Here is a 24,879-nt window from a genome sequence, read left to right on the forward strand (position 1 = left end):
ACCGCAAGGCCGTGTGGCACGTGAATGAGCGCGCGAATGAATACGGAGCATCAAGAATGCAAATCGCTAGCTGGGAACGCAGCTTTCAGGTTTGGCACTACACGTTCAGCTATGCGCAGCTTTTGCTGCGAAGCGGGCAGCGAGATGACATGGACAAGCGCATCGACGTGCTGTTTTCGAGAGTTCGCCACATGGAGCTCCCGAATGAGTTGAATGAGCTCACTATTGACGAGCTCCCGATCTCAGAGAAGGACCTACCTGCAGGCGCTTCCATCGAGTACGGCGTTCCATGCAAGCTTTTCCTGATCAACGGCGGAATTGGGAAAATTTACGCCGGAGGCTGCAAATGGCATGAAGATTATGAATGGCTCGATGCGCCATCACATTTTGGCCCTCTTCGAGGGGTCAAGTGACGGATCGCCTCACAAGAATGCGCTCCGTGGATACTCGGTATTCACATTGCGCATCCGAGAGGCACACTCTGTGCGGCGAGCACGAGGGGCGCACACTGCCACAAGTATATGCACGAGCAATCAGATGTGAACGCTCTGGCGCTTTCCGATTCGCTCCCCGAGAGTCCAAGCGTGGGAGAAATTTGGGAGATGATCTTCCTCCCAAGCCTCATCGGGACCGCTCGAGACCACCTCGCCCCAGCCCTCTGAACAGCACAGCCACACATCACTCCCGGTCAAGATCACACCCGATCCTCATTCGGGACGAAGATGTCGTGGGTTCAAATCCCGCCACCCCGACAGCTGAAACACCAGGTCAGGCCAGATGGTGCGAAGTCAGTCAGTGGTGGGAGTGGGAACCGCCGGCGTCGGGCTTCGTGGAGGTGATGGTCGTGGGTGCCTTGTTCTCGCGGCCGGGATCTACTACCAGGAACTGGCCCATCATGCCCGCGTCCTCGTGGGCCAGGACGTGGCAGTGGTACATGTACGGCGTCCGTTCGTCGGTGAGGTCGTCGAATCTGACCGCCAGCCTGGTCGTGCTGCCGTGCAGATAGACGGTGTCCTTGGGGCCGCGCATGTAGGCGGGCGGTTCTTCGCCGTCGATGTCCAGGACGTTGAACGTGGCGCCGTGGACGTGGAAGGCGTGCACCGTGCCGTCGCCGCGGGCGATTTCCCAGATCTCGGTGGCCCCGGCAGGGACGACTTCGTCGACGCGGTTCATGTCCATGGAATTGCCGTTGATCTCGACGCCGAGGAGTTCGAACTTCCGGCTCTTGGCGTTGGCGGGGACGGTGATGTCGGCGGGTGCGCCGTCGATGCGGGTGGGCAGTTGAGGGGAGGGCTTCAGGCTCTGGGCGGCCCGTAGCTGGAGGAGGTCGAAGGTGTCGTCGCCGCCGGAGAAACGGCCGGTGGGGAAGGAGACTTGGAGGTCCGGCGGGAAGCTGCGCAGGACCGCCCGCTCTCCGGGGCGGAACGTCACGACGATCTCGGCGCGTTCGCCGGGCGCGAGCCGCAGCCGGTCCAGGGAACGGGGGCGCTTCAGGAGGCCGTTCTCGACGGCGACGAGGTGGAAGGCCTTGTCGTCGGGAAAGCCCAGGTTGTACACGCGGGCGTTGGAGCCGTTGAGGAGGCGGAGGCGGACGCGCTGGGTAGTGACCTCGAAGTGGGGGTCGTAGGTGCCGTTGACGAGGATGGTGTCGCCGAGCACGCCGATGGTGTCGGCCATCGCGATGTTGTCGCTGAGCGTGGACTCGGTGAAGTCGAGCGAGCCGTCGTCATGGAAGTTCTTGTCCTGGATGACGAGGGGGACGTCGTCTACTCCGTACTTGGCGGGCAGTTCGGCGTGGGTGGACACTTCGTCGTCGACGATGATCATTCCGGCCACTCCGCGGTAGACATGTGTGCCCGTGGAGCCGTGCGGGTGCGGGTGGTACCAGAGCGTGGCGGCGGGCTGGTGCACGGTCCACCGGGGATTCCAAGTGGCACCGGCCGCGACCATCTGGTGCGGGCCGCCGTCCATCGCGGGCGGCAGGTGCATGCCGTGCCAGTGCAGGGTGGTGTCATCCGGTAAGCCGTTGTGCACGGCCATGGCTATGCGGTCGCCGTCGTGGACCCGCAGGGTGGGGGCGAGGTAGGGGCCGTTCGCGCCCCAGGTGGCGGTCTGTTTGCCGGGCAGGAACCGCGACTTTCCGGGCGCGAGGTTCAGTTCGTACCGTCTGCTGCCGTCGCGTGAGGCAGTGGGGTCGAGCAGTTCGGGGATGCGCAGCGGGTTGCGGAATCCGAGCTTGCCGACGTTGCTGCGCTGGTGACTGCTGTACGCGGTCAGCCAGTTGGCACCCCAGCCGAGGCCGGTGACCGTGGCGATACTGCCGATGGTGAGTACGGTGCGACGGCTCGGGCGCTTGAGCCGGGCCTTGGTTCGGGCTTGGGTGCGGTCTTGGGTGCGGGCTTTGGTTCGGGGCGACATGTGGGTCTTCTTGTCCTCTTCGTTCATGGCGTTCTGATTCGGCGGCCGTCAGGTCGGCAGTCGGCACGTCGGCAGGTCGTGGGCGCTGCCTTCGTGCGGGCTCACTTCTCGGCCGCGGGCTTGGTGTCGGGGGAGAACAGGAACGAGATGCGTTCCATGACGCGCTGGCGCTTGGTGTTCTGGAAGGCGGCGATGCGCCAGGTGCCGTCGGTCTGGCGGACCAGGGTGTAGGTCTGCGTCTTCGAGAGGTCGGCCGCCTTCGGCTCTCCGCCCTCGTAGGTGTCGCCGCGGCTGGTGGCCACCGCGGCGTCGGGGCCGTAGAAGCGGATGCCGAGCCACGAGTCGGAGAGCTTGGTCCCCTTGAGGAAGCCGCCGAACAGGGCGCGGTGGCCCTCGGTGATGTCGCGGCGGCCCTGGTAGGCCGTACCGACGTAGCTGGTGTACGTGGCGTCCTTGGTGAACTGGTCGCCGTACGCGGTGGCGTCGTGCCGGGCCCACGCGTCCTTCATCGAGCGCAGGGTGCGGCAGACCGCCCGCTGGTCGTCCGCGTTCGCGACGCCTGCCGGGGTGGCGGTGACCTGGGGCTTGACCGCGTTGCAGTCGCTCGTACCGAGGTTCTTCGCGTCGGAGACGGCGTTGAGCCACAGATATCCGCCGCCCGCGACCGCGACCAGCGTCAGCGCGGTGACCCCCAGAATGATTTTGACGCGGCGGCGACGGCGACGGCGGTTCTTCGGGGCCGGAGCGGCGGTGGCAGGCTCGTCCTGGCCGCTCGTGGTCTGCTCGGACTGCTCGGACTGCGGAGTGATCGTGGCGTCCATGGGCACACCTTCCCGTGATAACTTCATGGGAGAAGTTACTGCGCCGAAGATTTCTCTTCCTTGACGAAGAGATTAGGGAGTGAGGAAGCCCTTGTCAACGCCGTCAATGCGCCCCGATGCGGGCCAGATCTTCCGCCAGTACCTCAGTGCGGTGCTGCTCCACAGCCACGCGAGCGCCCGGGCCTGCGGGCTCGGAGCCACCGATCTGTACGCGCTGAACATCCTTCAGCTGACGGGCGCGATGACGCCGGGCGAGCTCTCCGCGCGCACCGGCCTGACGACCGGGCCGACCACCCGCCTCATCGACCGCCTGGAGCAGGCGGGCTACGTACGCCGCGTGCCCGACCCCGGCGACCGGCGCAAGGTGACGGTCCAGCCGGTCGGCGAACCCGCGGACCTGGACCGCGTCATGGCCCCCGCGCGACAGAAGATCGGACAGATTCTCGGCGGGTACGAACCGGACCAGGTGGACGTCCTCTTCGACTACTTCGCCCGTGCCGCCGAGGCGTACCAAGAAGCCGCCGAGGAACTGCGCGATCAGTGAAGCCGGTCGGCGAGCGGTCCGTCCCAGGCCCTGCCCCTGACCCAGGTCCTGACCCTGGCCCTGGCTGCAGCCGCCGTGGCCGAAGATCTATGCCAGTACGAAGACCTCTGCCAGTACGGCGATCAGGGCGAGGGAACCGTCGGGCGGCAGGAAGAAGCGCGCTCGTCGGCGTCCGCCAGCCAGAACCAGAACGGCGGGAGGACCAGCTCGAGCACGGTCAGGACCACCTGGAACGGGTGCGGCCACCCGTGCACGGCCAGGGACAGCAGCCGCCCCACGCCACCCAGCAGGAACACCGCGGCGAGCCACCGCACCACGCGCGCCGGGACGGGATCCTGCCGGGCCGCCCACAGCCAGACCAGTCCGTACCCGGCGAAGACCGCGCCGAAGAACCGGCCCAGGCTGTCGAGGGTCGCGCCCGCGTCGGCCTCGCCGGGAATCGCGGCATTGCCGCCGGTCACGTGGAACAGGCCGATCGCCACGCACGCGACACCCATCACCCAAGCGGACACCCGCAGTGCTCTGCCCATGACTCGCATGACTCGCATGACTCGGACTCCCCCTGGCGTCTTTAGTTGACATGCGTCTACTAAGGGTCAGCCTAGGCGCCCCTAGTAGACACATGTCAAGTAAGTAAGCTGGATGCGTGCCGCCCCGCCGACGCCTGACTCCCGCCGATCGCCGCGCCCATCTGCTCGCCGTCGGCGCGGGACTCTTCGCCGCCGCCCCGTACGACGACGTGCTGATGGAGGACGTGGCCAAGGAGGCCGGGGTGTCCCGCGCCCTGCTCTACCGGCACTTCCCCAGCAAGCACGCGCTCTTCGCGGCCGTGTACCAGGAGGCGTCCGACCGGCTGCTCGCGGCGACCCGGTTCGATCCGGAAGCCACGCTCGTCGAACAGCTCACTCAGGGTCTGGACGCCCACCTCGACTACTTCATCGCGAACCGCCACGCCGTGCTGGCCGCGAACCGGGTGCTTGCGGGGGACCCGGTCATCCAGACGATCATGACGGATGAGCTCGACGCCCTGCGCTCACGTCTGCTCGGCGTGCTCCCGCTCGCCGACGAGCGCCTGTACGACGCCGTCTCCGCAGCGCTGAAGGCGTGGCTGGTGTTCGTGCAGGTGCTGTGCGTGGACTGGCTCACCCGTGAGACCTGCACCCGCACCGAGCTGCGCGACACCTGCATCGGGGCCGCGGTGGGGGCCCTGCGCCCGCTGCTCCCCACTGACCCCGCCGCCGACTGGTGACCTGCGGGCCTACGGGCCTGCGGGCCTGCGGGCCTGCGGGCCTGCGGGCCTACGGGCCTGCGGGCCTACGGGCCTGCGGGCCTGCGGGCCTGCGGGCCTACGGGCCTACGGGCCTGCTCAGCCGTTCGCCGCGGGGCCGACGTCGTGGAACCGAGGCGCCCCGGGCTCGGGAGAGAGCCTGGTGGCTCGGGCGGTGTAGCTGATGGCGTGGTACCAGCCGCACAGCATGAACAGGTCCAGTAGCTGTTCAGGGGTGAACTCCGCGCTGAGGCGTGTCCACAGTTCGGCGTCTATGTCGTGGTGGTCGTGGAGTGCGTCCGTGGCGTCGAGCAGCAGGCGGTCGCGCTCCGCCGTCCAGCACGGATCCGCGCTCGTGCCATGGGTCAGCGACGTGACCTGGGCATCCGTGAGTCCGGCGCGTGGTGCGAAGCGCGCTATGTGCACGCCCCATTCGTACTCGCAGCCGCAGCGGGCGCAGGTGCGATCGATGACGAGTTCCCGGTCGCGCAGCCCCAGGCTGATGCGTCGGCTGAGCTGATAGGAACCCCAGCCGTGCAGGGCCTCGGCCAGTTGTTGGTGGCGTGCGTACAGGCGGAACAGGGCGATGGGTTCTTCGTCGGTCGCCATCATCCGGCGTAGTACTGCCGCGGTCTCCGGCGCGTAGGGCGCCTCCAGCGGCGTGATGCGTTCGGGCACGGAACCTCCCGGTGCTTCTCTTTTCAAAGCGATGCCGGGGAGCGTAGTGTCTCTGAAATCGAAGCGCCAGGCTTCACCGGAAGAACTTCATGAAGTGCGCTTCGTGAGGTGCGCTTCACGAAGAGAGGGCCGGATGATGTCTTCGCTCCCGAAGCCGGGGCGACCGGTTCGCGGCTCGACCACCGGTCGCCCGCTGATGGCCGCACTCGATCTGTTCGGTCGCCGCTGGACCCTGCGGGTTCTGTGGGAGCTGCGTGCCGGACCACTGGGTTTCCGGGCGCTCCAGCAGCGATGCGACGGCATGTCATCGAGCGTGTTGCGCCAGCGGCTGCTCGAGTTGCAGGAAGCCCGCTTGGTGGAGCGCGGCAGCGAGGAGAGCTACTGCCTCACGGCACTCGGGCGAGAGGCGCGCGACGAGCTGACCGGCCTGCACGCGTGGGCGGAACGCTGGGCCGCCGAACTCGACGCACCCGGTTCCACGGGCCAGGAAGGGTGAGGCCCCGGAGGTCCCCCCTCGGAGGTCCTCCGCCTGCCGCGACAGAGGCAGAGGCAGAGATAGAGATGAGGAAAAACCCGCATGACCGCGTACCTTCCCTCGCTCACCACCCCCTTGTGCCGTCGGCTCGGCGTCGACGTGCCGGTCTTCCAGGCGCCGATCGGTTCCGCGGTCTCCCCCGAACTGGTCGCCGCCGTCTCCAACGCCGGTGGACTCGGGATGCTGGCCCTCACCTGGACTCCCGCCGAGGACATCGCCCCGGTCCTCGACCGGGTCCGTGAGCTGACCGGGCGCCCCTTCGGGGCCAATCTGGTGCTGGACTTTCCCGTCGCCGACCGGCTGGACGCCTGCCTGGAAGGCGGGGTGCCGGTCATCTCGACCTTCTGGGGGGACCCCGCCACCTGCACCGCCCGCATCCACGCCGCGGGCGCCCTCCACGTGCACGCCGTCGGGTCACCGGACGAGGCCCGCCGTGCCGCCGATGCGGGAGTCGACGCCGTGGTGGCGCAGGGGTGGGAGGCAGGCGGACACGTGCGAGGGCTCACGGCGACCCTCCCGCTGGTGCCGGCGGTGGTCGACGCGGTGGCTCCGCTCCCCGTGGTCGCCGCCGGAGGGCTAGCCGACGGCAGGGGGCTGGCCGCGGCGCTCGCCCTCGGGGCCCAGGCCGGGTGGATGGGCACACGGTTCCTCGCGGCCGACGAAGCACGTACGCACGACAGCTACCGGCGCCGTGTCGTCGGCGCGCGAGCCGAAGAGGCCCGGTACACGGGATGCTTCGACGGCGGCTGGCCGAACGCCCCGCACCGGTCCCTGCGCAACAGCACCCTGTCCGCCTGGGAGGCGGCCGGTTCCCCCGTCTCGGGCAGGCCGGGCGAGGGCGATGTCATCGCGCGAGGTGCCGGAGACGCCCAGTACCTGCGGTACGAGGACGCCGTACCGCTCGTCGGGATGGCGGGGGACGTAGACGCGATGGCCCTCTACGCCGGGCAGTCCGCCGGGCTCGTCCGTGAGGTTCTTCCTGCCGCGACGATCGTCGCCCGGACCGTGGCCGAGGCGAAGCGCGCCCTGGTGCCGCAGTTCTAACCGGATGCATTGCATCCAACGGGATGTATCCGACGGGATGTAAAAGGTCTCCGCGTCGTATCGGTGCCGGTCCCTCCCCTCGTGGGGACCGGCACCGATCGACGCGGACGGCGCCGACGCGTGGTGCTCCCGCGTATCGGCGCGGATCAGGGAAAATCCGGATCCGCGTTCGATGTGAATGCGGTCCGGGTATGGCCGTCTGCACGAGTCTTCGGGGCCCACACGACGATCCTGTCGTCACTCCGGCACAGCCAGGCTCAGAACATTCGGTGCTGTGCGCCGCCTCGGCGAGCCGTGAGCCGGTGACCAGCCAGGACGCTGCGTGGTTGGTTCGCTACTGCGATGAGATCCTGCCAGTTGCGGCTCCCGCAGAGGAGGTTCCGGATCCGTCCGGACTCCTTCGCCGCAGGTCAGCCGTATAAAGTGAGTTTTCCGGTCCGGATGACCAAGTGCGGCGGAAGTAAGGGGTGGAGGCCTTGAGTTCCGACTCAGGGGCACGCACAAGCTTCGCGGAACGTCTCGCGCTGCTGTACAAGGAAGCCGGCAACCCGCCCCTCAAGCGTGTCGCCGAAGCGGTCGTCCGCCTCCAGCGGGTCGACGAGCGCGGCCGACCCGTACGCGTGTCCGCCCAGCGGATCAGTGACTGGCGACGGGCCAAGAACGTGCCCGCCCAGTTCGCCGCACTCGCCGCGGTGCTCCACGTCCTGATCCCCGAAGCGCGGCGCGAGCGGCCCGCTCCGGTGTCCGCGGGGCTGTACGACATGGCCCAGTGGCACCGCCTGTGGGAGCGCGCGGTGGCCGATCCCGTCGGCGACCGGGCAGCCGGTGCCGACGGCGCCCCGGAGAACCGGGACCCGAAGGGGAGCGGGGACGGGGCCGGGGGCGGGGGCGATGCGGCGGCCGTTCCGGGCGTCTGTCCTTACCGGGGGCTCGCCTCGTACCGGCAGCAGGACGCCCAGTGGTTCTTCGGGCGGGAGCGGAGCACCGACGCTCTCGTCGCCCAGCTGCGTGCCGCGGAGTCGGGCGGTCTGGTCATGCTCGTGGGCGCGTCCGGCGCGGGGAAGTCCTCCCTTCTCAACGCCGGTCTTGTGCCCACCCTTCAGAAGGGTGCCCTCCTCTCCGTAGATGGGGACGGGGACGGGAGCAGGGCCGAGGGCGAGTACGCGGGCGGGGAGCGTGGGGGTGGCCTCGGTGCGGGGCCCGTCCTTCAGCTCGTGCCCGGTGCCGATCCCCTTACGGAACTCACCCGGCACATCCCCGAGCTCGCTCGCGTCGTCCCCGCCGGGGAAGAGGCGGCCGAGGGTGACACGTGTGCGCAGGCCGTGCGCGATGCCATCACCGCTTGGGGGGAGCGCTCGGCCTCCCAGGCCAAGGCCGATCCTGAGGCCAAGGCCGATCCTGACGCCGACGCCGACGCCCACGCCCACGCCCACGCCCACGCCCACGCCAACTCCGACGCCAGTCACCCCTCCGACCCCGATCGCCCCCCACACACCACCCGCCCCGTAATAATCGTCGACCAGTTCGAAGAGACCTTCACCCTCTGCCCCGACGAAGCCGACCGGCGCGCCTTCATCCACGTGCTCCACGCCGCCTGCACCCCCGCCGACGGCGACACCCGGGCCCCCGCGCTCGTCGTCCTCGGGATACGCGCCGACTTCTACGAGGAGTGCCTCTCCTATCCCGAGCTGGCCGACGCGCTGCAGCACCGGCACATGGTGCTCGGCCCGCTGACCACCTCGGAGCTGCGCAAGGCCGTGACCGGGCCCGCCAAGGCCGTGGGGCTCGAACTCGAACCCGGGCTCGCCGAGCTGATCGTCCGGGAAGTGAGCACGGACGGACCCCGCGGGGCGCACGACGCGGGTGTGCTTCCGCTGCTGTCGCACGCCCTGCTCGCCACCTGGCAGCGGCGGAAGACGGGACGGCTGACCCTGGCCGGATACCGCGCGGCGGGCGGCATCCAGGGCGCGGTGGCGGCGACCGCCGAGCGGGCCTGGTCCGGGCTCGACCCGGCGGCCCGCACCGCCGCGAGGCTGCTCCTGCTGCGGCTCGTCCGGCTGGGCGAGGACACGCAGGCCACCCGGCGACGGGGCACACGACGGCAGCTGGCCGAGGAGTCGACCGACCCTCACAAGACGGAGGAGTCCCTCGAAGCGCTGGTCCGCGCCCGGCTCGTGACCCTCGACGCGGAGACCGTGGAGATCACGCACGAGGCGCTGCTGCACGCCTGGCCGCGCCTTCGGGACTGGATCGACGAGGACAGGAACGACCATCTGCTGCGGCAGCGGCTAGAGGAGGACGGCAAGTCCTGGGAGGACTCCGAGCGCGACTCGTCGCTGCTCTACCGGGGCTCCCGGCTGGAGCAGGCCCGCTCCTGGGCGGGGGGCGCGGGAGACACGTATCTGACCCGGAGCGCCATGGAATTCCTGGCCGCTTCGGCGAGGCTGCGCAGGCGCATGGTCTGGATCAGCCGCGGCGCGGTGGCGGCCCTGGTCGTCCTGGCGATGGTGGCCGTCGTCTCGGCGGTGGTCGCCAGGCAGCAGCGGGACGACGCGGTGTTCGAGCAGGTGGTCGCAGAGGCGGACCGCGCCCAGCACACGGACCCGTCCCTCTCCGCACAACTGGACCTGGTGGCGCACCGCCTGCGGCCCGGCGACAAGGGCACGCAGAACCGGCTGATCTCCATCGTGAACGCGCCGCTCGCCACCCCGCTCCTCGGCCACAAGGGCGCCGTCTACCTCACCTCGTTCAGCCCGAACGGACGGGTCCTTGCGACCGCCAGCTACGACCGGACCGTACGCCTGTGGGACCTCTCCGACCCGGCGCGCCCCAAGCCGCTCGGCAAGCCCCTCACCGGCCACAAGAGCTGGGTGAGCACCGCGGTCTTCAGCCCGGACGGCAACACGCTGGCCAGCGCGTCGGACGACGGCACGATCCGGCTGTGGAACGTGCGGGACCCGCGCCACCCGCGGCTCCTCGGCAGCCCCGTGACCGGGGAGGGCGGGGCCATCTACCTGCTCGCCTTCAGTCCGGACGGGCGCACGCTGGCCGCCGCCAACGAGGACCGGGCCGTGCGTCTGTGGGACGTGGACGAGCCGCGCAGGCCGAAGCGGATCGCCACGCTGACCGGGCACACCGAAGCCGTGCGCTCGGTGGCGTTCAGCCACGACGGCCGGACGCTGGCCGCGGGCGGGGACGACGGCACGATCAGGCTGTGGAGCACGGCCGATCCGCGTCGGCCCGAGCCCGTCAAGAAGGTGCTGACGGGGCACTCGACCACGGTGCACTCCGTGGCCTTCAGCCCCGACGACGCCACGCTCGCCAGTGGCGGCGCGGACAACACGATCCGGCTCTGGGACGTCTCCGACCCGGCGCGCGGCAAGGCGCTCGGCACACCGCTGACCGGGCACACCGGGCCGCTGTGGTCGGTGGCGTTCAATCCGGCGGGCACCATGCTCGCGGCCGCAAGCGCGGACAGCACGGCGAGCCTGTGGAACATCCGCGATCCGGAGCATCCTTCGCAGGTCGGCGAGCCCCTCGCGGGCAGCAGCGGGGAGATGTACTCACTCGGGTTCAGCCCCGACGGACGGACCCTCGCCACCGGGAGCGGCGACAACAAGGTCCGGCTGTGGTCGATTTCCACGGGGGACATGCTCGGCCGCATCGGCGCGTTCCGCCCCGACGGGAAGGTGCTCGCCACGGGCTCGCGGGACGAGAAGGTCCGGCTGTGGAACGTGGCGCGGCCCGACCGTCCGGTGCCGCTGGGCAAGCCGTTCCAGCCCGGCGAGGGCAACGCCCGGGCGCCGGTGTTCTCACCGGACGGCCGTACGCTCGCGATGCTCACGGGCAACCGTGCGGTGCAGCTGTGGAACGTCGCCGACCCCAAACATCCCGTCCCCTACGGGCCGCCCGTCCGGCTGCGGACGCGGTTCGCGGCCGCGCTGGCCTTCAGCAGGGACGGGCGCACGCTCGCGACCCCCTACACCGACCGCACCATCCAGCTGTGGGACGTCACCTCGCCCGCCCGCCCGCACCGGCTGGGCACGCCGCTCACCGGGCACCAGGGGTACGTCAACTCGCTCGCGTTCGGCAAGGACAGGCGCACGCTGGTCAGCGGCAGTGCGGACGGCACGGTCCGGCTCTGGAACGTGAGCGATCCACGGCGCACCACCCCGTTCCGCGCGCCCCTCAAGGGGCATCAGGGTCCCGTGAACACGGTCGTCTACAGCCCGGACGGCCGCACGCTGGCCAGCGGCAGCGACGACGGCACGGTCCGGCTCTGGAACGTCGAGGATCCCCGTGGTCCCGCCCGTCTCGACGCCTCCCTGGCGGGTCACACCGACGCGGTCGTGTCGCTGTCGTTCTCCGCGGACGGGCACACCCTGGCCACCGGCGGCAACGACAACACGGTCCGCCTCTGGAACGTCTCCGACCCCACCGACGCCTCTCCCATCGGCCAGTCGATGAGCCCCAACACCAAGATGGGCAGTTTCCTGTCGTTCAGCCCGCACAGCCAGATGCTGGGAGTGGCGAGCGGCACCGATACCGTCCGGTTGTGGAACTTGGACACCGAGGATGCCGTTAACCGCATTTGCTCGACCACTAGAGGTGTTCTGACGCGGGAGAAATGGGATGAGTATCTGCCCCGCCTCTCGTACGAGCCGCCGTGCGACGAGTAACGGGCCGCCCGTTTCCACCCCGGGCCGACCCCTTTCCGGCCGCGGACTTGCCCGTTCGGGCACGCTGCCTGCCTTGTCGTCCGTCCGACGGGCCACGTGATCCCGATCACAACTCCATACTTTGCTCGCGGAGTTGACTCCCACTATGCATTCAGTCTTGTTACTCTTGGAGCAGAGCCCGATCGCTGGTGCATCCCCCGTCGCCAGCGATCGGGCCCTTCCATTTGTGAAGGCTTGCTTCGGCGCTTTCCCCGGGTGATCGCTCTGCCCCTTTCAGCTCTCCACCTTTAAGGCGCGAGATCGTTTCGTACCGAAACTTTCCGTCGAGCTCGTCAACTCCTCTTTAGGAGTCGTAGGGTGTGGCCCCCGGGCCCCCCGGGCCCCCCGGGCCTCGGGCCCCGACGACGGATGGTGAGCGCGATGCCGAAGGCATACGAGCAGATAGCGGACGACATCCGCCGCTCGATCCGCGCGGGCCTGCTGCGGCCGGGAGAGCGGCTGCCCGCAGAGACGAAGCTCGCCGAGCAGTACCGGCGCAGCGTTCCGACGCTCCGCGACGCGCTCCGCCTCCTGCGCGAGGAAGGGCTGATCGAGAAGGAGCACGGGCGCGGCAACTTCGTCCGCAGGCCCCGCGCGTGCGTCGTCCGCGACAACTCCCGGCACCAGTGGGAGAAGAACCGCGTGCACCAGCCGCAGCAGCGCAGGGCGCGCACCGGGGCCACCGAGCGCGACACCGGGCTCGAACTGCAGGACCTCGTCTTCCACGCCGCGTACCGCGAGATCCGCGCGGACGAACACCTCGCGTCGGCCTTCGCCGTCCCCGAAGGGACACCCCTGATCGAGCGCTCCTACCGGACGCGGTACGCCGCCGAGAGCGCCCCTTTCAACCTGGCGACCTCCTACCTGCTCCGCGACCTGGTGGCCCGGAACCCGGACCTCCTGGACGACACCAAGGAGCCGTGGCCCGGCGGCACGCAGAACCAGCTGTCCACCGTGGGCATCGAGCTCGACCGCGTCGAGGAGCGCCTCACCGCCCGGCCGCCCACGCCGGAGGAGGCCGCGGAGCTGGAGCTGCCGCCCGGCACGTCCGTGCTGCTGCTCCGCAAGACCTCGTACGCCACGGACGGCCGCGTCGTCGAGATCGCCCACGTCACCCTGCCCGGCGACCGCACGGAAGCCGTCTTCACCACTCCACTGGAAAGGTGGTGAGTGCCGTGCGCCGGCGCATCATCATCGTCACTGCCGTCCACCCGCCCTCGGCCCCCTTCCTGTCCGACGCGTACGCATCGCTCCGCGCGCAGGAGCTCCCCGAGGGCTGGGAGTGGCACTGGCTCATCCAGGAGGACGGCAGGAGCGACCAGGTCGCGCCGCACGTCCCGGACGACGAGCGCGTCACGTTCCGGCAGGGGCGGGCCGGTGGCCCCGGCGTCGCCCGCACCATGGCGCTCGCGCACGCCGACGGGGAGTACGTGAAGGTCCTGGACGCCGACGACCAGCTCGCGCCGGGCGCGCTGGCCCGCGATCTCGCGGCGCTCGAGGGCGACCCGGCCATCGGCTGGGCCACCTCGCGGGTGCTCGATCTGCTGCCCGACGGCTCCACGGCCGGGTTCCCCGGCGATCCGGCGCACGGGCCCGTCGAGCGCATGACGGTGCTCGACTACTGGGCGGGGCACGACCACCGGGCGCCGGTCCACCCGGCGACGCTGTTCGTCCGCCGCGAGCTGCTGGTCGCCCTGGGCGGCTGGATGGCGCTGCCCGCCTCGGAGGACACGGGCCTGCTCCTGGCCCTCAACTCCGTTGCGCGCGGCTGGTTCTCGTCCGAGGTGGGCCTGCTCTACCGCAAGTGGGAGGGCCAGGTGACGGGCCAGAGCGCGCACACCGACACGGCGGAGCGGGACGCGCGCATGGCGGTGGTGGCGGAGCGGGCCAGGGCGCTCTCGGCGTTCCAGTGGCGCTTCCCGGCGGCGACGGACTGACGCCGCCACCCCCAGGTCAGAGCGTCTCCGCGTCGATCCGCGAGAAGACGAGCTCGGTCTCGCCGACGACCGGCCCCCGCCACCGCACCGGAGGGGCGGGACGGCGGATCGCGCCCGGGTAGGTCTCGGGCGCGTATTGGTTGACCAGCCGGTACGCGTGGAACCCCGCCTCGCGCATGGTCTTCATCAACTCCTCCGCGGAGTCGCCGAGTTGTTCCATGCGGTCCGGGGTCACCTCGACGGCGATCTCCACGTCCTCGCGAAGGCGGTCGAGGGCGGGCGCGAGTCCGCGGACGACGCCGCCCTCCGCACCTTCCACATCGATCTTGATCACGCGCGCCTCGGCGAGCTCGTCGGGTTCGAGCAGCTCGGGCAGGGGTGAGGCCTCCGACTCGAAGGTGGACTCGGCGGGCCCGTCGTACGGAACGATGCTGTTCGCGCCCATGTTGTTCGAGCTCGCGAGGATGAACGTGACCCGCTTGTGCGAGTCCGACACCGCGGCGTTGACCGCGCGGATGTTGGCGTACCCGTTCAGCTCCGCGTTCCGCAGCACGCGGTCGTGGAACGTGGGCGACGCCTCGATCGCCACCACCCGCCCCTGGGGACCGACGAGCCCGGCCCCCAGGACGGCGAAGTAGCCCACGTTCGCGCCGACGTCGACGAAGACGTCCCCGGCCCCGAGGCGCCCGCGCAGCCACCGCGTCATGTGCGGCTCCCAGGCGCCGAACAGATAGACGTAGCGCTGGATCAGGTCCTGGGTGTCGACGGCGAACCGGTGGCCGTACCGGTCGGTGACGACCCGGCGCCTGGGGTGGTCCCGCAGGCGCGGGTTCAGGAACCAGGCGGCCAGCTCCGCCTTGCCTACGGTGCCGGGGGCGTCACGCACGTACCGGCGCCCGAGCGTGACCATCGTCTCCGAGAGCTTCGAGAACTTCGAGAGCTTCGAGAACTCCGAAAGCTCCGAAAGCTCCGGCAGCTTCGAAAGGGGGGTGCTCATCCGATCGCCTCTCCGTCGCGCGCCTCCGCCGCGGTCGCGGTCGCGCTCGTCGGATGAACCGTATCCGCCCCTCCCCCGCCGCCTACCTCCCGGCCCGGTCGAACGGCAGGTCCAGCATGCGGATCGCGTTCCCGCGCAGCAGCTTGTAGGCGATCTCCTCCGGGAGGTGGCCGACGTGATCGGCCGCGACCTCCTTGGTGTGCGGCCAGGTGGAGTCGACGTGCGGGTAGTCCGTCTCGAACGTGGCGTTGTCGACGCCGACGGTCTCGATCGCGTCGATGCCGTGCTTGTCGCGGAAGAAGCAGCAGAAGATCTGCCGGTAGTAGTACGTCGAAGGGGGCTCCGGGATCAGGTCCTTCACGCCGCCCCAGGCCCGGTGCTCCTCCCACACGTCGTCGGCGCGCTCCAAGGCGTACGGGATCCACCCCATCTGGCCCTCGCTGTAGGCGAGTTTGAGCCGCGGGAACTTCACGAGGACCCCGCTGAAGAGGAAGTCCATCATCGACGCCATCGCGTTGTTGAAGGAGAGCGAGGCCTGGACCGCGGGCGGTGCGTCCGGGGACGCGGCGGGCATCTGCGACGACGAGCCGATGTGCATGTTCACGACGGTCCCGGTCTCCTCGCAGGCCGCGAAGAACGGGTCCCAGTAGCCGGAGTGGATCGACGGCAGGCCCAGATACGTGGGGATCTCGCTGAAGGTGACGGCCCGCACCCCGCGCGCGGCGTTGCGCTTGATCTCGGCGACCGCGAGGTCCACGTCCCAGAGCGGGATCAGGCAGAGCGGGATCAGCCTGCCGCCGCTGTCGCCGCACCACTCCTCGACCATCCAGTCGTTGTACGCCCGGACGCAGGCGAGGCCGACCTCCTTGTCCTTGGCCTCGGAGAAGGTCTGCCCGCAGAAGCGGGGGAAGGTCGGGAAGCAGAGGGACGCCTCGACGTGGTTGACGTCCATGTCCGCCAGGCGGGCCTTCGGATCCCAGCAGCCCCGGCGCATCTGCTCGCGGGTGATGCCGTCCAGCGTCATCTCGTCGCGCGAGAAGCCGACGGCGGCGATGATCCGTTTGTACGGGAAGATGCTGCCCTCGTACTCCCACCAGTCGGTGATCTGTCCCGCCGGGTCGGTCGTGAACTTGTACTTGCCGCCGATGTACTCCAGCTCGCCGATGCCCGCGGTGAAGGGCTTCGGGCCCCGGTCCCGGTACTTGGCGGGAAGCCATGTGTCGAAGAGGTGTGCGGGCTCGATCACGTGGTCGTCCACGCTGATGACCCGGGGGATTTCCTTGGTGCCGACCTCGCTGCTGACCACTGTTGTGCCCCCTACTGCTGCCGCTGCCTGCCGGTTTCCCCGACCTAAATCTGACGCTCCATCAGATTCCATCAGGTCGAGATTATGGCCTCGCCGCCGCCGACGGCAAGCGTGCGCCCGCAACTCGACCCCTTGCGCGTTGCGGCCCGATCCGCTGAACTGACGCCCCGTCAGGTTGGCTTGGGAGGACGCTCGATGCAGACGATCTGGCTCGGCGGAGCCGAGTGGGTGGCCGTACTCCGGATCGGAATCGGCCTGTGGTGGCTGGAGAGCTGGCGGCACAAGGACAAGAAGGAGTGGTTCGGCGGCGGCGGCATCGGCTGGGCCGCGGGCATCGCGGAGAAGCACCGGTGGTCCCTCGTGCGCGACGGTTTCGACGTGGTGGTGAAGCCGCGGCCGGTCGTGATGGCGTACGTCGTCGCGTACGCCGAACTCGCCCTCGGCCTGGGCCTGATCGTCGGATTCCTCACGCCGATCGCCCTGGTCTGCGGACTCGTCCTCAACCTCGTCTATCTCGTCCTGATGATCCACGACTGGGCCGAGCAGGGGCAGAACCTCATGATGGCGCTGGCCTCGCTGGTCGCCTTCTTCACCTGGAGCTGGCAGACGTGGTCGCTGGACTCGGCCCTGGGAATCCTCGTCTGAACCCCGGCCCCGCCCGCCCGGACTCGTAAGATCGTCCGGTCATCTCAAAGGGCTGTGGCTGGGGGCGGGTTGGGAACCGGGGAACAACTCGTGACCGTGGGCGCGGTGCTGCTCGGCGCGCTGTCGACGCACGCGACCACCTACCTGATGGAGCGCGGCCGCAACCGGCACCAGCTCCTGACCCGCTGGGACGACAAGAAGGTGGAGGCGTACGGCGCCTACGTCGACGCGGCGAAGGCGCGGGTCGCCCTGGCCGTCCGGCTCTACGAGTTCCGCGAGAACCTCCGCGACGGCGACCGGACGGAGAGCGACCGGACGGAGCGGGAACTCCGCGAGGACCTCGCGGGCGCGGGCCGGGTCTGGGGCAGCGCCTTCGAGCGGGTCATGCTGCTGGGCGGCGACGACGCCATCGAGGCGGGGCACGAGCTCAACGCCACGGTCGCCGAGATCGACTGGCAGGCCACCGGCCGGATCACCGGGAGCCTCGGCGACTGGCGCGAGCGGAACCGCGCCGCGTTCCGGCTGATCAACGACTTCCACGAGGCGGCGCGGCGGGACCTCGGCATCCAGGGCAGCGTGACGGGCGAGAAGCACCCCGAGCGGGACCTGCTGCTGCCGCCGCGGGAGCGTACGGGAGGAACGTCCGCGTGAGGCGTGCCTCCTGACGCACTGAAGCACTCAAGCACTACGCGTGAAGTCCCCCCGTACGTATGGCCTGTTGGAGCCGGACCTGTCACCCTGCCGCTCACCCGGCACCGGCCCGCCCGCGGACGAGGAGATGGTCATGAGCGACCGCACCCACGACGAACACCCCGAGACGGCCCCCGGGGCGGACCTCCGGGCGGGCCACGCCGCACGCGCCAAGAGCGCCGCCTTCCGCGCCGCCTCGGTCTGCCACTACGTCGAGCGGCACGACGCGCAGGAGAACGTCGTCTGGAAGGCCGCCCACGCGGCCCGTGTGTCCCTCCAGGCCCTCGCCGTGCTGTCGGAGAGCGCCCCCGACCCGGCGGCGGACTCACGCTGCGCGCGCAACGCCGCCGCCTCCGCGGCCCAGGCCGCCCAGATGGGCCGGCTGCACGACGGCGACGGCGAACTCGCCGTCGCCGCCTGCCGTTCCGCGCTCAGCGCGTCACAGACCGCCTCGGCCGCGGCGGGGCGCGACGGCCTCGGCGCGGACGAGGCCCTGAACACCGCCGCGGACGAGGCCGAGGCGGACGCCGTCGCGGCTGCCGAGCGCGCGGGATGGATGCGGCCGGGACAGCGGCTCCCGGAGATGTCGGCGGGCATGCGCAGCCCCGAGCTGATGTCGATGATGCACTTCTGACGAGGCGCTCCCCGACTCGGCGGGCCGGGCTCCGCGCACCCCTCAGTGGTGGAATCCCGGTGTCTCCGGCGCCCCCGTCGACCCGCTCGCCAGCCGGTCCACGGCCGCCCGCAGGTCCTTGGCGAGCAGCATGATCTTGTCGTGCCCGATGCCGTGCCTGACCAGGACCCGCTGGACCACGGTCTCCTGGCGCTTGGGCGGCAGCGGATACGCGGGGACCTGCCAGCCCCGGACGCGCAGTTGCTCGGTCAGGTCGTAGAGCGTGAACCCCACGGGCGTCCCGCCCTCGGCGAGGGTCCAGGAGACGGCGGGCAGCGCGCCGCGGCCGTCGTAGAGGAGCGTGAACGGGCCCATGTCCGCGACTTCGTCGGCCAGCGCCTGCGCGCTCGCCGCACACGCCTCGTACACCTTGCGGTAGCCCTCGCGGCCCAGCCGCAGCAGCGTGTAGTACTGCGCGACGATCTCGCCGCCGGGGCGGGAGAAGTTGAGGGCGAAGGTGGGCATGTCGCCGCCGAGGTAGTCGACGCGGAAGACCAGGTCCTCGGGGAGGTGGTCCGCCGTGCGCCAGACGATCCAGCCGACGCCGAGCGGCGCCATGCCGTACTTGTGGCCGGAGGAGTTGATGGAGGCGACCCGCTCCACCCGGAAGTCCCAGACCAGGTCTGGCTGCAGGAAGGGCGCCACGAAGCCGCCGCTCGCCGCGTCCACGTGGATCGGCACGTCGAGGCCGGTGTCCGCCTGGATCGCGTCGAGCTCGGCGGCGATCTCCGCGACGGGTTCGTAGTCACAGGTGTAGGTGACGCCGAGGATCGCGATGACGCCGATGGTGTTCTCGTCGACGTACTCACGGATCTGGTGCGGCCGCAGGCCCGTCGCGCCGGGCTCCAGCGGGACCTGGCGCAGCTCCACGTCGAAGTAGCGCGCGAACTTCTCCCAGCACACCTGCACCGGACCGCAGACGAGATTGGGCCGGTCCGCGGGCTTCCCCGCAGCCAAGCGCGCCTCGCGCCAGCGCCACTTGAGCGCGAGGCCGCCGAGCATGCCCGCCTCGCTCGACCCGGTGGTGGAGCAGCCCATGGTGGTGCCGCCCGCCGGGGAGTTCCACAGGTCGGCGAGCATGTGGACGCAGCGGGACTCGATCTCCGCGGTCTGCGGGTACTCGTCCTTGTCGACCATGTTCTTGTCCATGCAGACGTCCATGAGGTGGTGCACCTCGGGCTCCGCCCACGTCGTGCAGAAGGTGGCCAGGTTCTGCGACGAGTTGCCGTCGAGGGCCAGCTCGTCCTTGACCAGCGCCGCCACCGCGCGGGGATCGGAGCTGTGCTCCGGGACGCGGTGCGCGGCCAGCTTCCGTGCGCTTATCGGTGTGCTGTAGACGTCGTCGTACGTCTGACGGGTCCCGGTGGACACCTGGTGCAGCCCCACGATGGTGTTCCTTTCGCCTCGGATTCGCCTCGGATTCGCCTCAAAGCGGACGTGAACGGCTCCCACCCTCACAGACGGCGCGGAAGAAGCGGGTAAAGGCGCGGATCGCTCGGACGGTGGAATTGCCCGGGTTACTGGCGATGTCGGCGCACCTTCCCGCGCTCTGTGCCGTTTGAAAGACCATGAACACCTCGAAGCGCATGCTCACCGCCCTGTCCCTGACGGCCGCCGCCGCTGCCGTCGCCGCTGCCGCCCCCGCCCACGCTGCCGCCCCCTCCGGCGACGGCGCCCGCCACGTGGGCCGGGTGGTCGGCGAGACCCTGGTGAACCCGGCCGAGACGGGCAGGGACGTGCTGGACGGCGGCAAGACGGGCCTGACGGTGATCGAGACCGGCATGAAGTCCGTGCAGACCGGCTCGCAGGCCGCCACCGCACGCTAGCGGGCCACAGCCCGCTCAGGACACGCGCCGCCGCCGGGAGGAAAATGGAGCGTGTGCTGACCGTGCTGGTGCTGGTCGGGCGGCAGCAGGCGAAGGACCTGATCGCCCGGATCGAGAGCATCCCCGAGGTGTGCGTCCTGTCGCACACCCACGACAGCTCCCTGGCCCTGGCCCGGGCCCGGGTGCTGCTGCCCGACGCGCTGGTCATCGACCTCAGCGCGTCCTCCAGGGACGCGGCCGCGGTCGTCCACCGGGCGCGCGGGCTGGGCCTGCCGAGCGAACTGATCGTGCACGCGGCGACCGGACACCGGCCGGACGGGCTGGTCCGCAGGCTCACCCGGCTGGCCCGCGACCAGCATCCCGTCTAGAGCCCCGGAGCCCCGCAGCCGCAGAGCCTTACGGCGTGCGGCGGCTCTGCAGGGTGCGGGCGAGGCGGGGGCCGAGGCGCTGCTTGAGCCAGCGCAGGGCCTGGAGGCGGCCGACGGCCTGGTCGACGTGGAAGTAGAGCTGCGGCGGCACGTGGGGCAGCAGGGGCGAGTGCCGCTGGCCGAGCAGGGCGAACATCTGGTGCGGCTCCAGGCCCATGTAGCGGGGCAGGTTCTCGTACCACTGGGCGCTGTGCCGCGCGGCGCTCTGCACCGAGAGCAGCGCCTGTCTGCGGTCCTGTTCGTACGCGGCGAGGGCGGCGGGAAGCTCCCGCGGCCCGGCGGAGCCCACCGCGCGGGCCAGGCTCATCGCGTCGCGCAGCGCGAGGGTGGTGCCCGCCCCGATGGAGTAGTGCGTGGTGTGGGCGGCGTCGCCGATCAGCGCGAGGTTGCCGTGCGACCAGGCCGTGTTGGTGACGGTCGGGAAGGCCTGCCACCGGGCGTGGCTCTCGATGTCCTTGCGGCCGAGGAGCTCGTGTCCTTCGAGCAGGTCCGCGAAGAGCTTCTCCAGCAGGCGCAGGGCCTCGGAGTGGTCCAGCCGGTCGAAGCCGAGGGCCGACCAGGTCGCGGCGGAGCACTCCACCACGCAGGTGCTGTGCTCGGCGCTGAAGCCGTACGCGTAACACCAGATCCAGCCGTGGCCGGTCTCGACGAAGGCGAAGGTGAACGCCGTGAAGACCCGGGTCGTGCCGAGCCAGATGAAGCGGTTGGCGCCGGTCGTCACCTGAGTGCCGAACCGGGCCGCCTGTTCCGTGCGGAGCCTGCTGTGCGCCCCGTCACCAGCGACGACGAGGTCCGCGCCGGGCAGGTCCGCGCGGCTGGCGATCTCCCTGCCGAACTCCAGGCGTACGCCGAGTGAGCGGGCCCGGTCCGCGAGGATGGTCCGCAGCCGGTGGCGGCCGATCGCGTGGCCGGGGTCGCCGTCGTGCGCGGTGGTGCGGTCGCCGACGTAGGCGAACCCGCCGCGCCAGCACACGGACTGCTCCTCGATGAGCCGGGCCGACTCGGGGTCGTGGGCGTGCAGGTCGGCCAGGAGGTCGGGCCAGTACGTCACGCCCCATCCGTAGCTGGTGCCCTCAGCGTGCCGCTCGTGGACCGTCACCTCGTGGGCCGGTTCCTGGAGTTTGGCGAGGATGGCCAGATACAGGGAGGCGGGCCCGCCACCGACGCAATCGATCTTCACGCGCGCTCCTGTTTGTCTTCGGGAGGAGCAACAACGTAAGCGGCTGCGGAGTGCCCGGAGTGAGCCACGCTGCGGGACGGACAGGTGAATCGTCTTTTCAGGGATGGCCGGTCGGGCGGGGTGTCAGCTGTGACTTGGCCCCAGTGGGCTGACGCCGCCCGGTCGATCCTGTATACCCGCAGAGAGCAGATCGCCCGAGCCGGTCCGGACTTGTCGTCGGTCCCGCACTCGATGTCGGCCTCCGGAGGTGTGATGGGTATGCCGCCCCACCGTCTGTCCATTGCGGGCCTCGCGGACTCCGACGCCTGTGCCGTGCTGCGGCTCAGCGGCGAACTCGACCAGGCGTCCGAGAAGTTCTTCATGGACACGCTGGCCGTCGCCCTCGACGCGGGCCGGCGCCACATCATCCTCGACGTGACCGCGCTGACGTTCTGCGACTCCCGCGGTCTGAACTGCCTGCTCGCCCTGCACTGGCTCCTGCGCCGGAGGTCCGGCGACCTGAAGCTCGCGGGCGTGGGCCGCCGTCTTGCCACGCTGCTCGAACACAGCGGGAGCTCGGCCCTGTTCACGGCGCACACCTCGGTCGGCCAGGCGCTGCGCTCCGTACCGGAGCCCGCACGGCCGCACTGGCCGCCGCCCGCCGAGCGCAGCACGGACGAGGGCGTGTCCCCGCCGACCTAGGGCCTGTCGGCGCGTGTCGGAGGCGGACGACCGGCGATGTACGCCAGGCGGCTCTCCCCGAGATGCGATCAGTGTCCGTCACCAGTGAGGTGGCGGACATGGAACACGACATAGCGAGCGCGGCAGAAGCGGCCACCACACGGCGCCGTGCTCTGGAGGCCGCGGTGGCGCTGCTGGTCGGCGGGACACTGCCGCTGACCGCCTCCCCCGCCGCCGCCCGCTCGGGCAGAGCCGCGTCGGATCCCTCCGGCCCCTCTGGCCCCTCAGGCCCTTCTGACCCCTCAGCCCCGTCCGATCCGTCGGGCCCCGCCTGTACCGGCGCATACGACCCCGAGTTCGAGGCGGCCCTGTCGGAGGCGGACGAGCGGCTCGGCGCGGACGAGAACCGCGGCCTCCCGGAAGGGCCTCCCCAGCAGTACGCGATGCCCCTGCGCCGCGGATTCCGGGTCACCGCGCCCTACGGCATACGCGGCGACTGGCTCGCCGGGCACCACACGGGCATCGATCTGGCCGTCCCGCAGGGGACGCCCGTCTACGCCGTGGGCTCCGGCGTCGTACTCGTGGCGCGGTGGTCCGGCGCGTACGGCAATGCCGTGACGGTGCGGATGCCGGACGGCCACTACGCCCTCGTCGCCCACCTGTCGACCATCGCGGTCCGCGAGGGCGCGCGGATCGGCGCCGGGACCTTCCTCGGCAGGAGCGGCGCCACCGGACGTGCCACGGGCCCGCACCTCCACCTGGAGGTACGGGTCCGGCGCGACTACGGATCGGACATCAATCCGGTGAGTTATCTGGCCGGCCGCGGAGTGCGGCTCCTGTGACCGGCAGGGCTACTGGACGGCGGGCAGCGCGTTCGTGACGGGTGCCACCAGGTCCGTGAGCTGGTGCAGCTGGTTCAACTGGTGCACCTGGTTGAGGCCGGAGAGCTGGTTCTCGAGGGTCGGCATCTGAGCGCGCTGCTCCTCGGGCATGCCGGACTTCCCGAGGTCGTCGACGGTGCTGAGCACCGAGAGCTTTCCCGCGTCGGGGGCAGGGACGGGGGCGGACGCCTGGGCGGTCGGCGCGGCCAGGGCCGCAGCTCCGGCGGCCAGCGAGACGGCGGCGATGAGTCGTCGTGCTGATGTCATGTCCCCAGAACCTGATGGGCTCCGCGAAAGTCACGGGTGCGGCGGCACCCTCACCCGGGAAGCGCATCCGCCGTGCCGTCACCCGGCCGGACTACCTCTCCCCCATCACGTCACCCGGCACGTCGCCCCAGGTCACAGCCGTACACACCAGTTGTCGTTCACACGTGCGGTCGCGGCACCGGTCAGCCGCCCGCGCGCGGACGCCACCGATCCGGTCCAGCTTGAGTCTGCACGCGGCACGCCCGTGCCTGCGTGCTCCCGTTCCTCGAAAGGAAACTCTGATGCGCAGCATTGCCAAGGCCGCAGCGGTCGGTGCCCTCGTCGCTCCCATCGTCCTGGGTGGTGCGGGCCTCGCCTCCGCGGCGCCCGCCCACGACGGGCCCGCCTACGAGAAGTCCATGAACTCGGCCAACGCCAACGGTGGTTCGTGCACCAAGGTCGAGAGCGGCTTCACGGAGGACGGCAAGGCCTACTTCCACAAGGTCACCCGCGTCGCGGGCCCGACCGGTGCCACGGGCAGCGGCACGGGATCGCACTCCTGACGCAGGTGCGGGGCTCCTGGCCCCTGTGCTGAGTCTGCGTGTCAGCACGAGACGGCGTGTGTCGCCCACGGCGGCACACGCCGTCCTGCGTTCTCCGCCGGTCCTCTCCCGACCGGAAACCCGTTCCGACGAACACAAAGCAGGAGTGTTGATGAGAACTCTTCAGAAAGGCCGGTACGCGGCGCGGTTCGCGCTGCGGGCCGCGCTGCTGTGCGCGCTGCCGACGGCGGTCGCGCTGGGCGGTGCGGTCCCGGCCCAGGCGGCCGACAGCGTCTCGGTGACGCGGCTGACGGCCAACGCCGGTGAGCCGTCCGTGCAGGTCCGCTACCGCTGCGACGCCCTGACCGGTCTGGACTCGGTGCAGGTGGGCGTCTCAGACACCCAGGGGGGCGGGGTCTTCAAGGGCACCGCCGCGGCCGTCTGTGACGGCGCCTCGCACGAGGTGCGGGTGCGGGCGTCCCGCATGGGCGGCCCGCCGGTCGTCCGGGGCCACGAGTGCGTGGTCTCTGCCTCGTTGGGCACGGCGTCGCTGGGAATGTTCGCGCCCGCGGTGTCGTCCGGCGCGACGAAGACGGCCCGCTGATCTGACGGGGCGTCGCACCACCCCGTCGTCACCCCTTTAGGGCACACGGGGAAATTCCCCCCGACGGGGTGGTGACGACCTGTCACCGCAGGTCAGCGCAGTGTGACAAAGACAATCCGATGATCCTGCCGCGGCCGCCCGGAATTCTCGGCAGGCACATCTGCCCGGACGTGCACACGGTGGTCTCGGCAGGGCCGAGCGAGGGGGCTCTGACCGTGGCCGTCAGGACCGCTCCTGAA

Annotated in this window: 26 protein-coding genes; 17 read left to right on the forward strand and 9 right to left on the reverse strand. The window is 70.5% G+C overall.

All coding sequences use genetic code 11. The annotated features are described in order from the left end of the window. Positions 1-56: 56 nt before the first annotated feature. Complete coding sequence (locus tag ABZV77_RS23800; protein WP_356260284.1) at positions 57-413, forward strand: hypothetical protein; 357 nt, start codon at positions 57-59, stop codon at positions 411-413. Between the two features lie 379 nt (positions 414-792). Here the strand turns inward: ABZV77_RS23800 and ABZV77_RS23805 are convergent, their stop codons facing one another. Further along, on the reverse strand, positions 793-2,418 hold the full coding sequence (locus tag ABZV77_RS23805) for a multicopper oxidase domain-containing protein (protein ID WP_356260287.1): 1,626 nt from the start codon (positions 2,416-2,418) through the stop codon (positions 793-795). Positions 2,419-2,519: 101 nt separating this feature from the next. Further along, positions 2,520-3,239, reverse strand: coding sequence for an SgcJ/EcaC family oxidoreductase (locus ABZV77_RS23810; RefSeq protein ID WP_356260290.1), 720 nt, complete (start codon positions 3,237-3,239; stop codon positions 2,520-2,522). A 91-nt stretch (positions 3,240-3,330) separates the two neighbouring features. Here ABZV77_RS23810 and ABZV77_RS23815 point away from each other — a divergent pair, with 91 nt between their 5' ends. After that, the gene (locus ABZV77_RS23815; protein ID WP_356260293.1) at positions 3,331-3,783 is read left to right on the forward strand and encodes a MarR family transcriptional regulator; all 453 of its coding nucleotides are present in this window, start codon (positions 3,331-3,333) and stop codon (positions 3,781-3,783) included. Between the two features lie 122 nt (positions 3,784-3,905). Here the strand turns inward: ABZV77_RS23815 and ABZV77_RS23820 are convergent, their stop codons facing one another. Beyond that, positions 3,906-4,313, reverse strand: a complete 408-nt coding sequence (locus ABZV77_RS23820; protein WP_356261575.1) for a DUF4345 domain-containing protein — start codon at positions 4,311-4,313, stop codon at positions 3,906-3,908. 116 nt (positions 4,314-4,429) lie between these two features. Here ABZV77_RS23820 and ABZV77_RS23825 point away from each other — a divergent pair, with 116 nt between their 5' ends. Then, positions 4,430-5,032 carry a TetR/AcrR family transcriptional regulator gene (locus ABZV77_RS23825; RefSeq protein ID WP_356260296.1) on the forward strand — a complete coding sequence of 201 codons (603 nt, stop codon included), beginning with the start codon at positions 4,430-4,432 and terminating at the stop codon, positions 5,030-5,032. A 117-nt stretch (positions 5,033-5,149) separates the two neighbouring features. Here ABZV77_RS23825 and ABZV77_RS23830 read toward each other — a convergent pair whose 3' ends face one another. After that, positions 5,150-5,728, reverse strand: coding sequence for a carboxymuconolactone decarboxylase family protein (locus ABZV77_RS23830; RefSeq protein WP_356260299.1), 579 nt, complete (start codon positions 5,726-5,728; stop codon positions 5,150-5,152). 196 nt (positions 5,729-5,924) lie between these two features. Here ABZV77_RS23830 and ABZV77_RS23835 point away from each other — a divergent pair, with 196 nt between their 5' ends. The 5 genes from ABZV77_RS23835 (at position 5,925) to ABZV77_RS23855 (ending at position 13,962) form a co-directional block, all read left to right on the forward strand. Next, a complete protein-coding gene (locus tag ABZV77_RS23835) occupies positions 5,925-6,224 on the forward strand; it encodes a helix-turn-helix domain-containing protein (protein ID WP_356260302.1) in 300 nt (99 codons plus the stop codon). A gap of 81 nt (positions 6,225-6,305) precedes the next feature. After that, complete coding sequence (locus ABZV77_RS23840; RefSeq protein ID WP_356260305.1) at positions 6,306-7,307, forward strand: nitronate monooxygenase; 1,002 nt, start codon at positions 6,306-6,308, stop codon at positions 7,305-7,307. 467 nt (positions 7,308-7,774) lie between these two features. Beyond that, complete coding sequence (locus ABZV77_RS23845; protein ID WP_356260308.1) at positions 7,775-11,986, forward strand: hypothetical protein; 4,212 nt, start codon at positions 7,775-7,777, stop codon at positions 11,984-11,986. A 420-nt stretch (positions 11,987-12,406) separates the two neighbouring features. Next, positions 12,407-13,195, forward strand: a complete 789-nt coding sequence (locus ABZV77_RS23850; protein WP_356260311.1) for a GntR family transcriptional regulator — start codon at positions 12,407-12,409, stop codon at positions 13,193-13,195. Positions 13,196-13,200: 5 nt separating this feature from the next. Beyond that, a complete protein-coding gene (locus ABZV77_RS23855) occupies positions 13,201-13,962 on the forward strand; it encodes a glycosyltransferase (RefSeq protein WP_356260314.1) in 762 nt (253 codons plus the stop codon). 16 nt (positions 13,963-13,978) lie between these two features. Here ABZV77_RS23855 and ABZV77_RS23860 read toward each other — a convergent pair whose 3' ends face one another. Both ABZV77_RS23860 and ABZV77_RS23865 read right to left on the reverse strand, forming a co-directional pair. Then, positions 13,979-14,872: an FkbM family methyltransferase gene (locus ABZV77_RS23860; protein WP_356261578.1), complete on the reverse strand. Its 894-nt coding sequence runs from the start codon at positions 14,870-14,872 to the stop codon at positions 13,979-13,981. Between the two features lie 169 nt (positions 14,873-15,041). Then, on the reverse strand, positions 15,042-16,265 hold the full coding sequence (locus ABZV77_RS23865; RefSeq protein ID WP_356260316.1) for an amidohydrolase family protein: 1,224 nt from the start codon (positions 16,263-16,265) through the stop codon (positions 15,042-15,044). A 195-nt stretch (positions 16,266-16,460) separates the two neighbouring features. Between ABZV77_RS23865 and ABZV77_RS23870 the strand changes: the two genes are divergently transcribed. The 3 genes from ABZV77_RS23870 to ABZV77_RS23880 all read left to right on the forward strand — a co-directional run bounded on the left by ABZV77_RS23870 (position 16,461) and on the right by ABZV77_RS23880 (position 18,234). After that, positions 16,461-16,910 (forward strand): DoxX family protein, encoded by a 450-nt coding sequence (locus ABZV77_RS23870; protein WP_356260319.1) that lies wholly within the window; start codon positions 16,461-16,463, stop codon positions 16,908-16,910. A 90-nt stretch (positions 16,911-17,000) separates the two neighbouring features. After that, positions 17,001-17,561: a hypothetical protein gene (locus ABZV77_RS23875; protein ID WP_356260322.1), complete on the forward strand. Its 561-nt coding sequence runs from the start codon at positions 17,001-17,003 to the stop codon at positions 17,559-17,561. Positions 17,562-17,694: 133 nt separating this feature from the next. After that, a complete protein-coding gene (locus ABZV77_RS23880) occupies positions 17,695-18,234 on the forward strand; it encodes a hypothetical protein (RefSeq protein ID WP_356260325.1) in 540 nt (179 codons plus the stop codon). A 42-nt stretch (positions 18,235-18,276) separates the two neighbouring features. On the opposite strand, the gene ABZV77_RS23885 is transcribed toward ABZV77_RS23880, so the two are convergent. Then, a complete protein-coding gene (locus tag ABZV77_RS23885; RefSeq protein WP_356260327.1) occupies positions 18,277-19,659 on the reverse strand; it encodes a glutamate decarboxylase in 1,383 nt (460 codons plus the stop codon). 182 nt (positions 19,660-19,841) lie between these two features. Between ABZV77_RS23885 and ABZV77_RS23890 the strand changes: the two genes are divergently transcribed. Continuing rightward, on the forward strand, positions 19,842-20,099 hold the full coding sequence (locus tag ABZV77_RS23890; RefSeq protein WP_356260329.1) for a hypothetical protein: 258 nt from the start codon (positions 19,842-19,844) through the stop codon (positions 20,097-20,099). 44 nt (positions 20,100-20,143) lie between these two features. Then, on the forward strand, positions 20,144-20,467 hold the full coding sequence (locus tag ABZV77_RS23895; protein ID WP_356260331.1) for a hypothetical protein: 324 nt from the start codon (positions 20,144-20,146) through the stop codon (positions 20,465-20,467). A gap of 28 nt (positions 20,468-20,495) precedes the next feature. On the opposite strand, the gene ABZV77_RS23900 is transcribed toward ABZV77_RS23895, so the two are convergent. Then, complete coding sequence (locus tag ABZV77_RS23900) at positions 20,496-21,707, reverse strand: FAD-dependent monooxygenase (RefSeq protein WP_356260334.1); 1,212 nt, start codon at positions 21,705-21,707, stop codon at positions 20,496-20,498. 258 nt (positions 21,708-21,965) lie between these two features. Here ABZV77_RS23900 and ABZV77_RS23905 point away from each other — a divergent pair, with 258 nt between their 5' ends. Continuing rightward, positions 21,966-22,388 carry an STAS domain-containing protein gene (locus ABZV77_RS23905; protein ID WP_356260337.1) on the forward strand — a complete coding sequence of 141 codons (423 nt, stop codon included), beginning with the start codon at positions 21,966-21,968 and terminating at the stop codon, positions 22,386-22,388. A gap of 98 nt (positions 22,389-22,486) precedes the next feature. Further along, positions 22,487-23,209, forward strand: a complete 723-nt coding sequence (locus ABZV77_RS23910) for a M23 family metallopeptidase (protein WP_356260339.1) — start codon at positions 22,487-22,489, stop codon at positions 23,207-23,209. A 9-nt stretch (positions 23,210-23,218) separates the two neighbouring features. Here the strand turns inward: ABZV77_RS23910 and ABZV77_RS23915 are convergent, their stop codons facing one another. Continuing rightward, positions 23,219-23,515, reverse strand: coding sequence for a hypothetical protein (locus ABZV77_RS23915; protein WP_356260342.1), 297 nt, complete (start codon positions 23,513-23,515; stop codon positions 23,219-23,221). Positions 23,516-23,796: 281 nt separating this feature from the next. Between ABZV77_RS23915 and ABZV77_RS23920 the strand changes: the two genes are divergently transcribed. Together ABZV77_RS23920 and ABZV77_RS23925 are read left to right on the forward strand one after the other, a co-directional pair. Further along, positions 23,797-24,057 carry a hypothetical protein gene (locus ABZV77_RS23920; RefSeq protein ID WP_356260344.1) on the forward strand — a complete coding sequence of 87 codons (261 nt, stop codon included), beginning with the start codon at positions 23,797-23,799 and terminating at the stop codon, positions 24,055-24,057. Positions 24,058-24,208: 151 nt separating this feature from the next. Next, the gene (locus ABZV77_RS23925; protein ID WP_356260346.1) at positions 24,209-24,640 is read left to right on the forward strand and encodes a hypothetical protein; all 432 of its coding nucleotides are present in this window, start codon (positions 24,209-24,211) and stop codon (positions 24,638-24,640) included. The last annotated feature ends 239 nt before the right edge of the window (positions 24,641-24,879 follow it).

Origin of the sequence: Streptomyces sp. NPDC004732, assembly GCF_040609235.1 — a bacterium.
Lineage (GTDB): Bacteria > Actinomycetota > Actinomycetes > Streptomycetales > Streptomycetaceae > Streptomyces.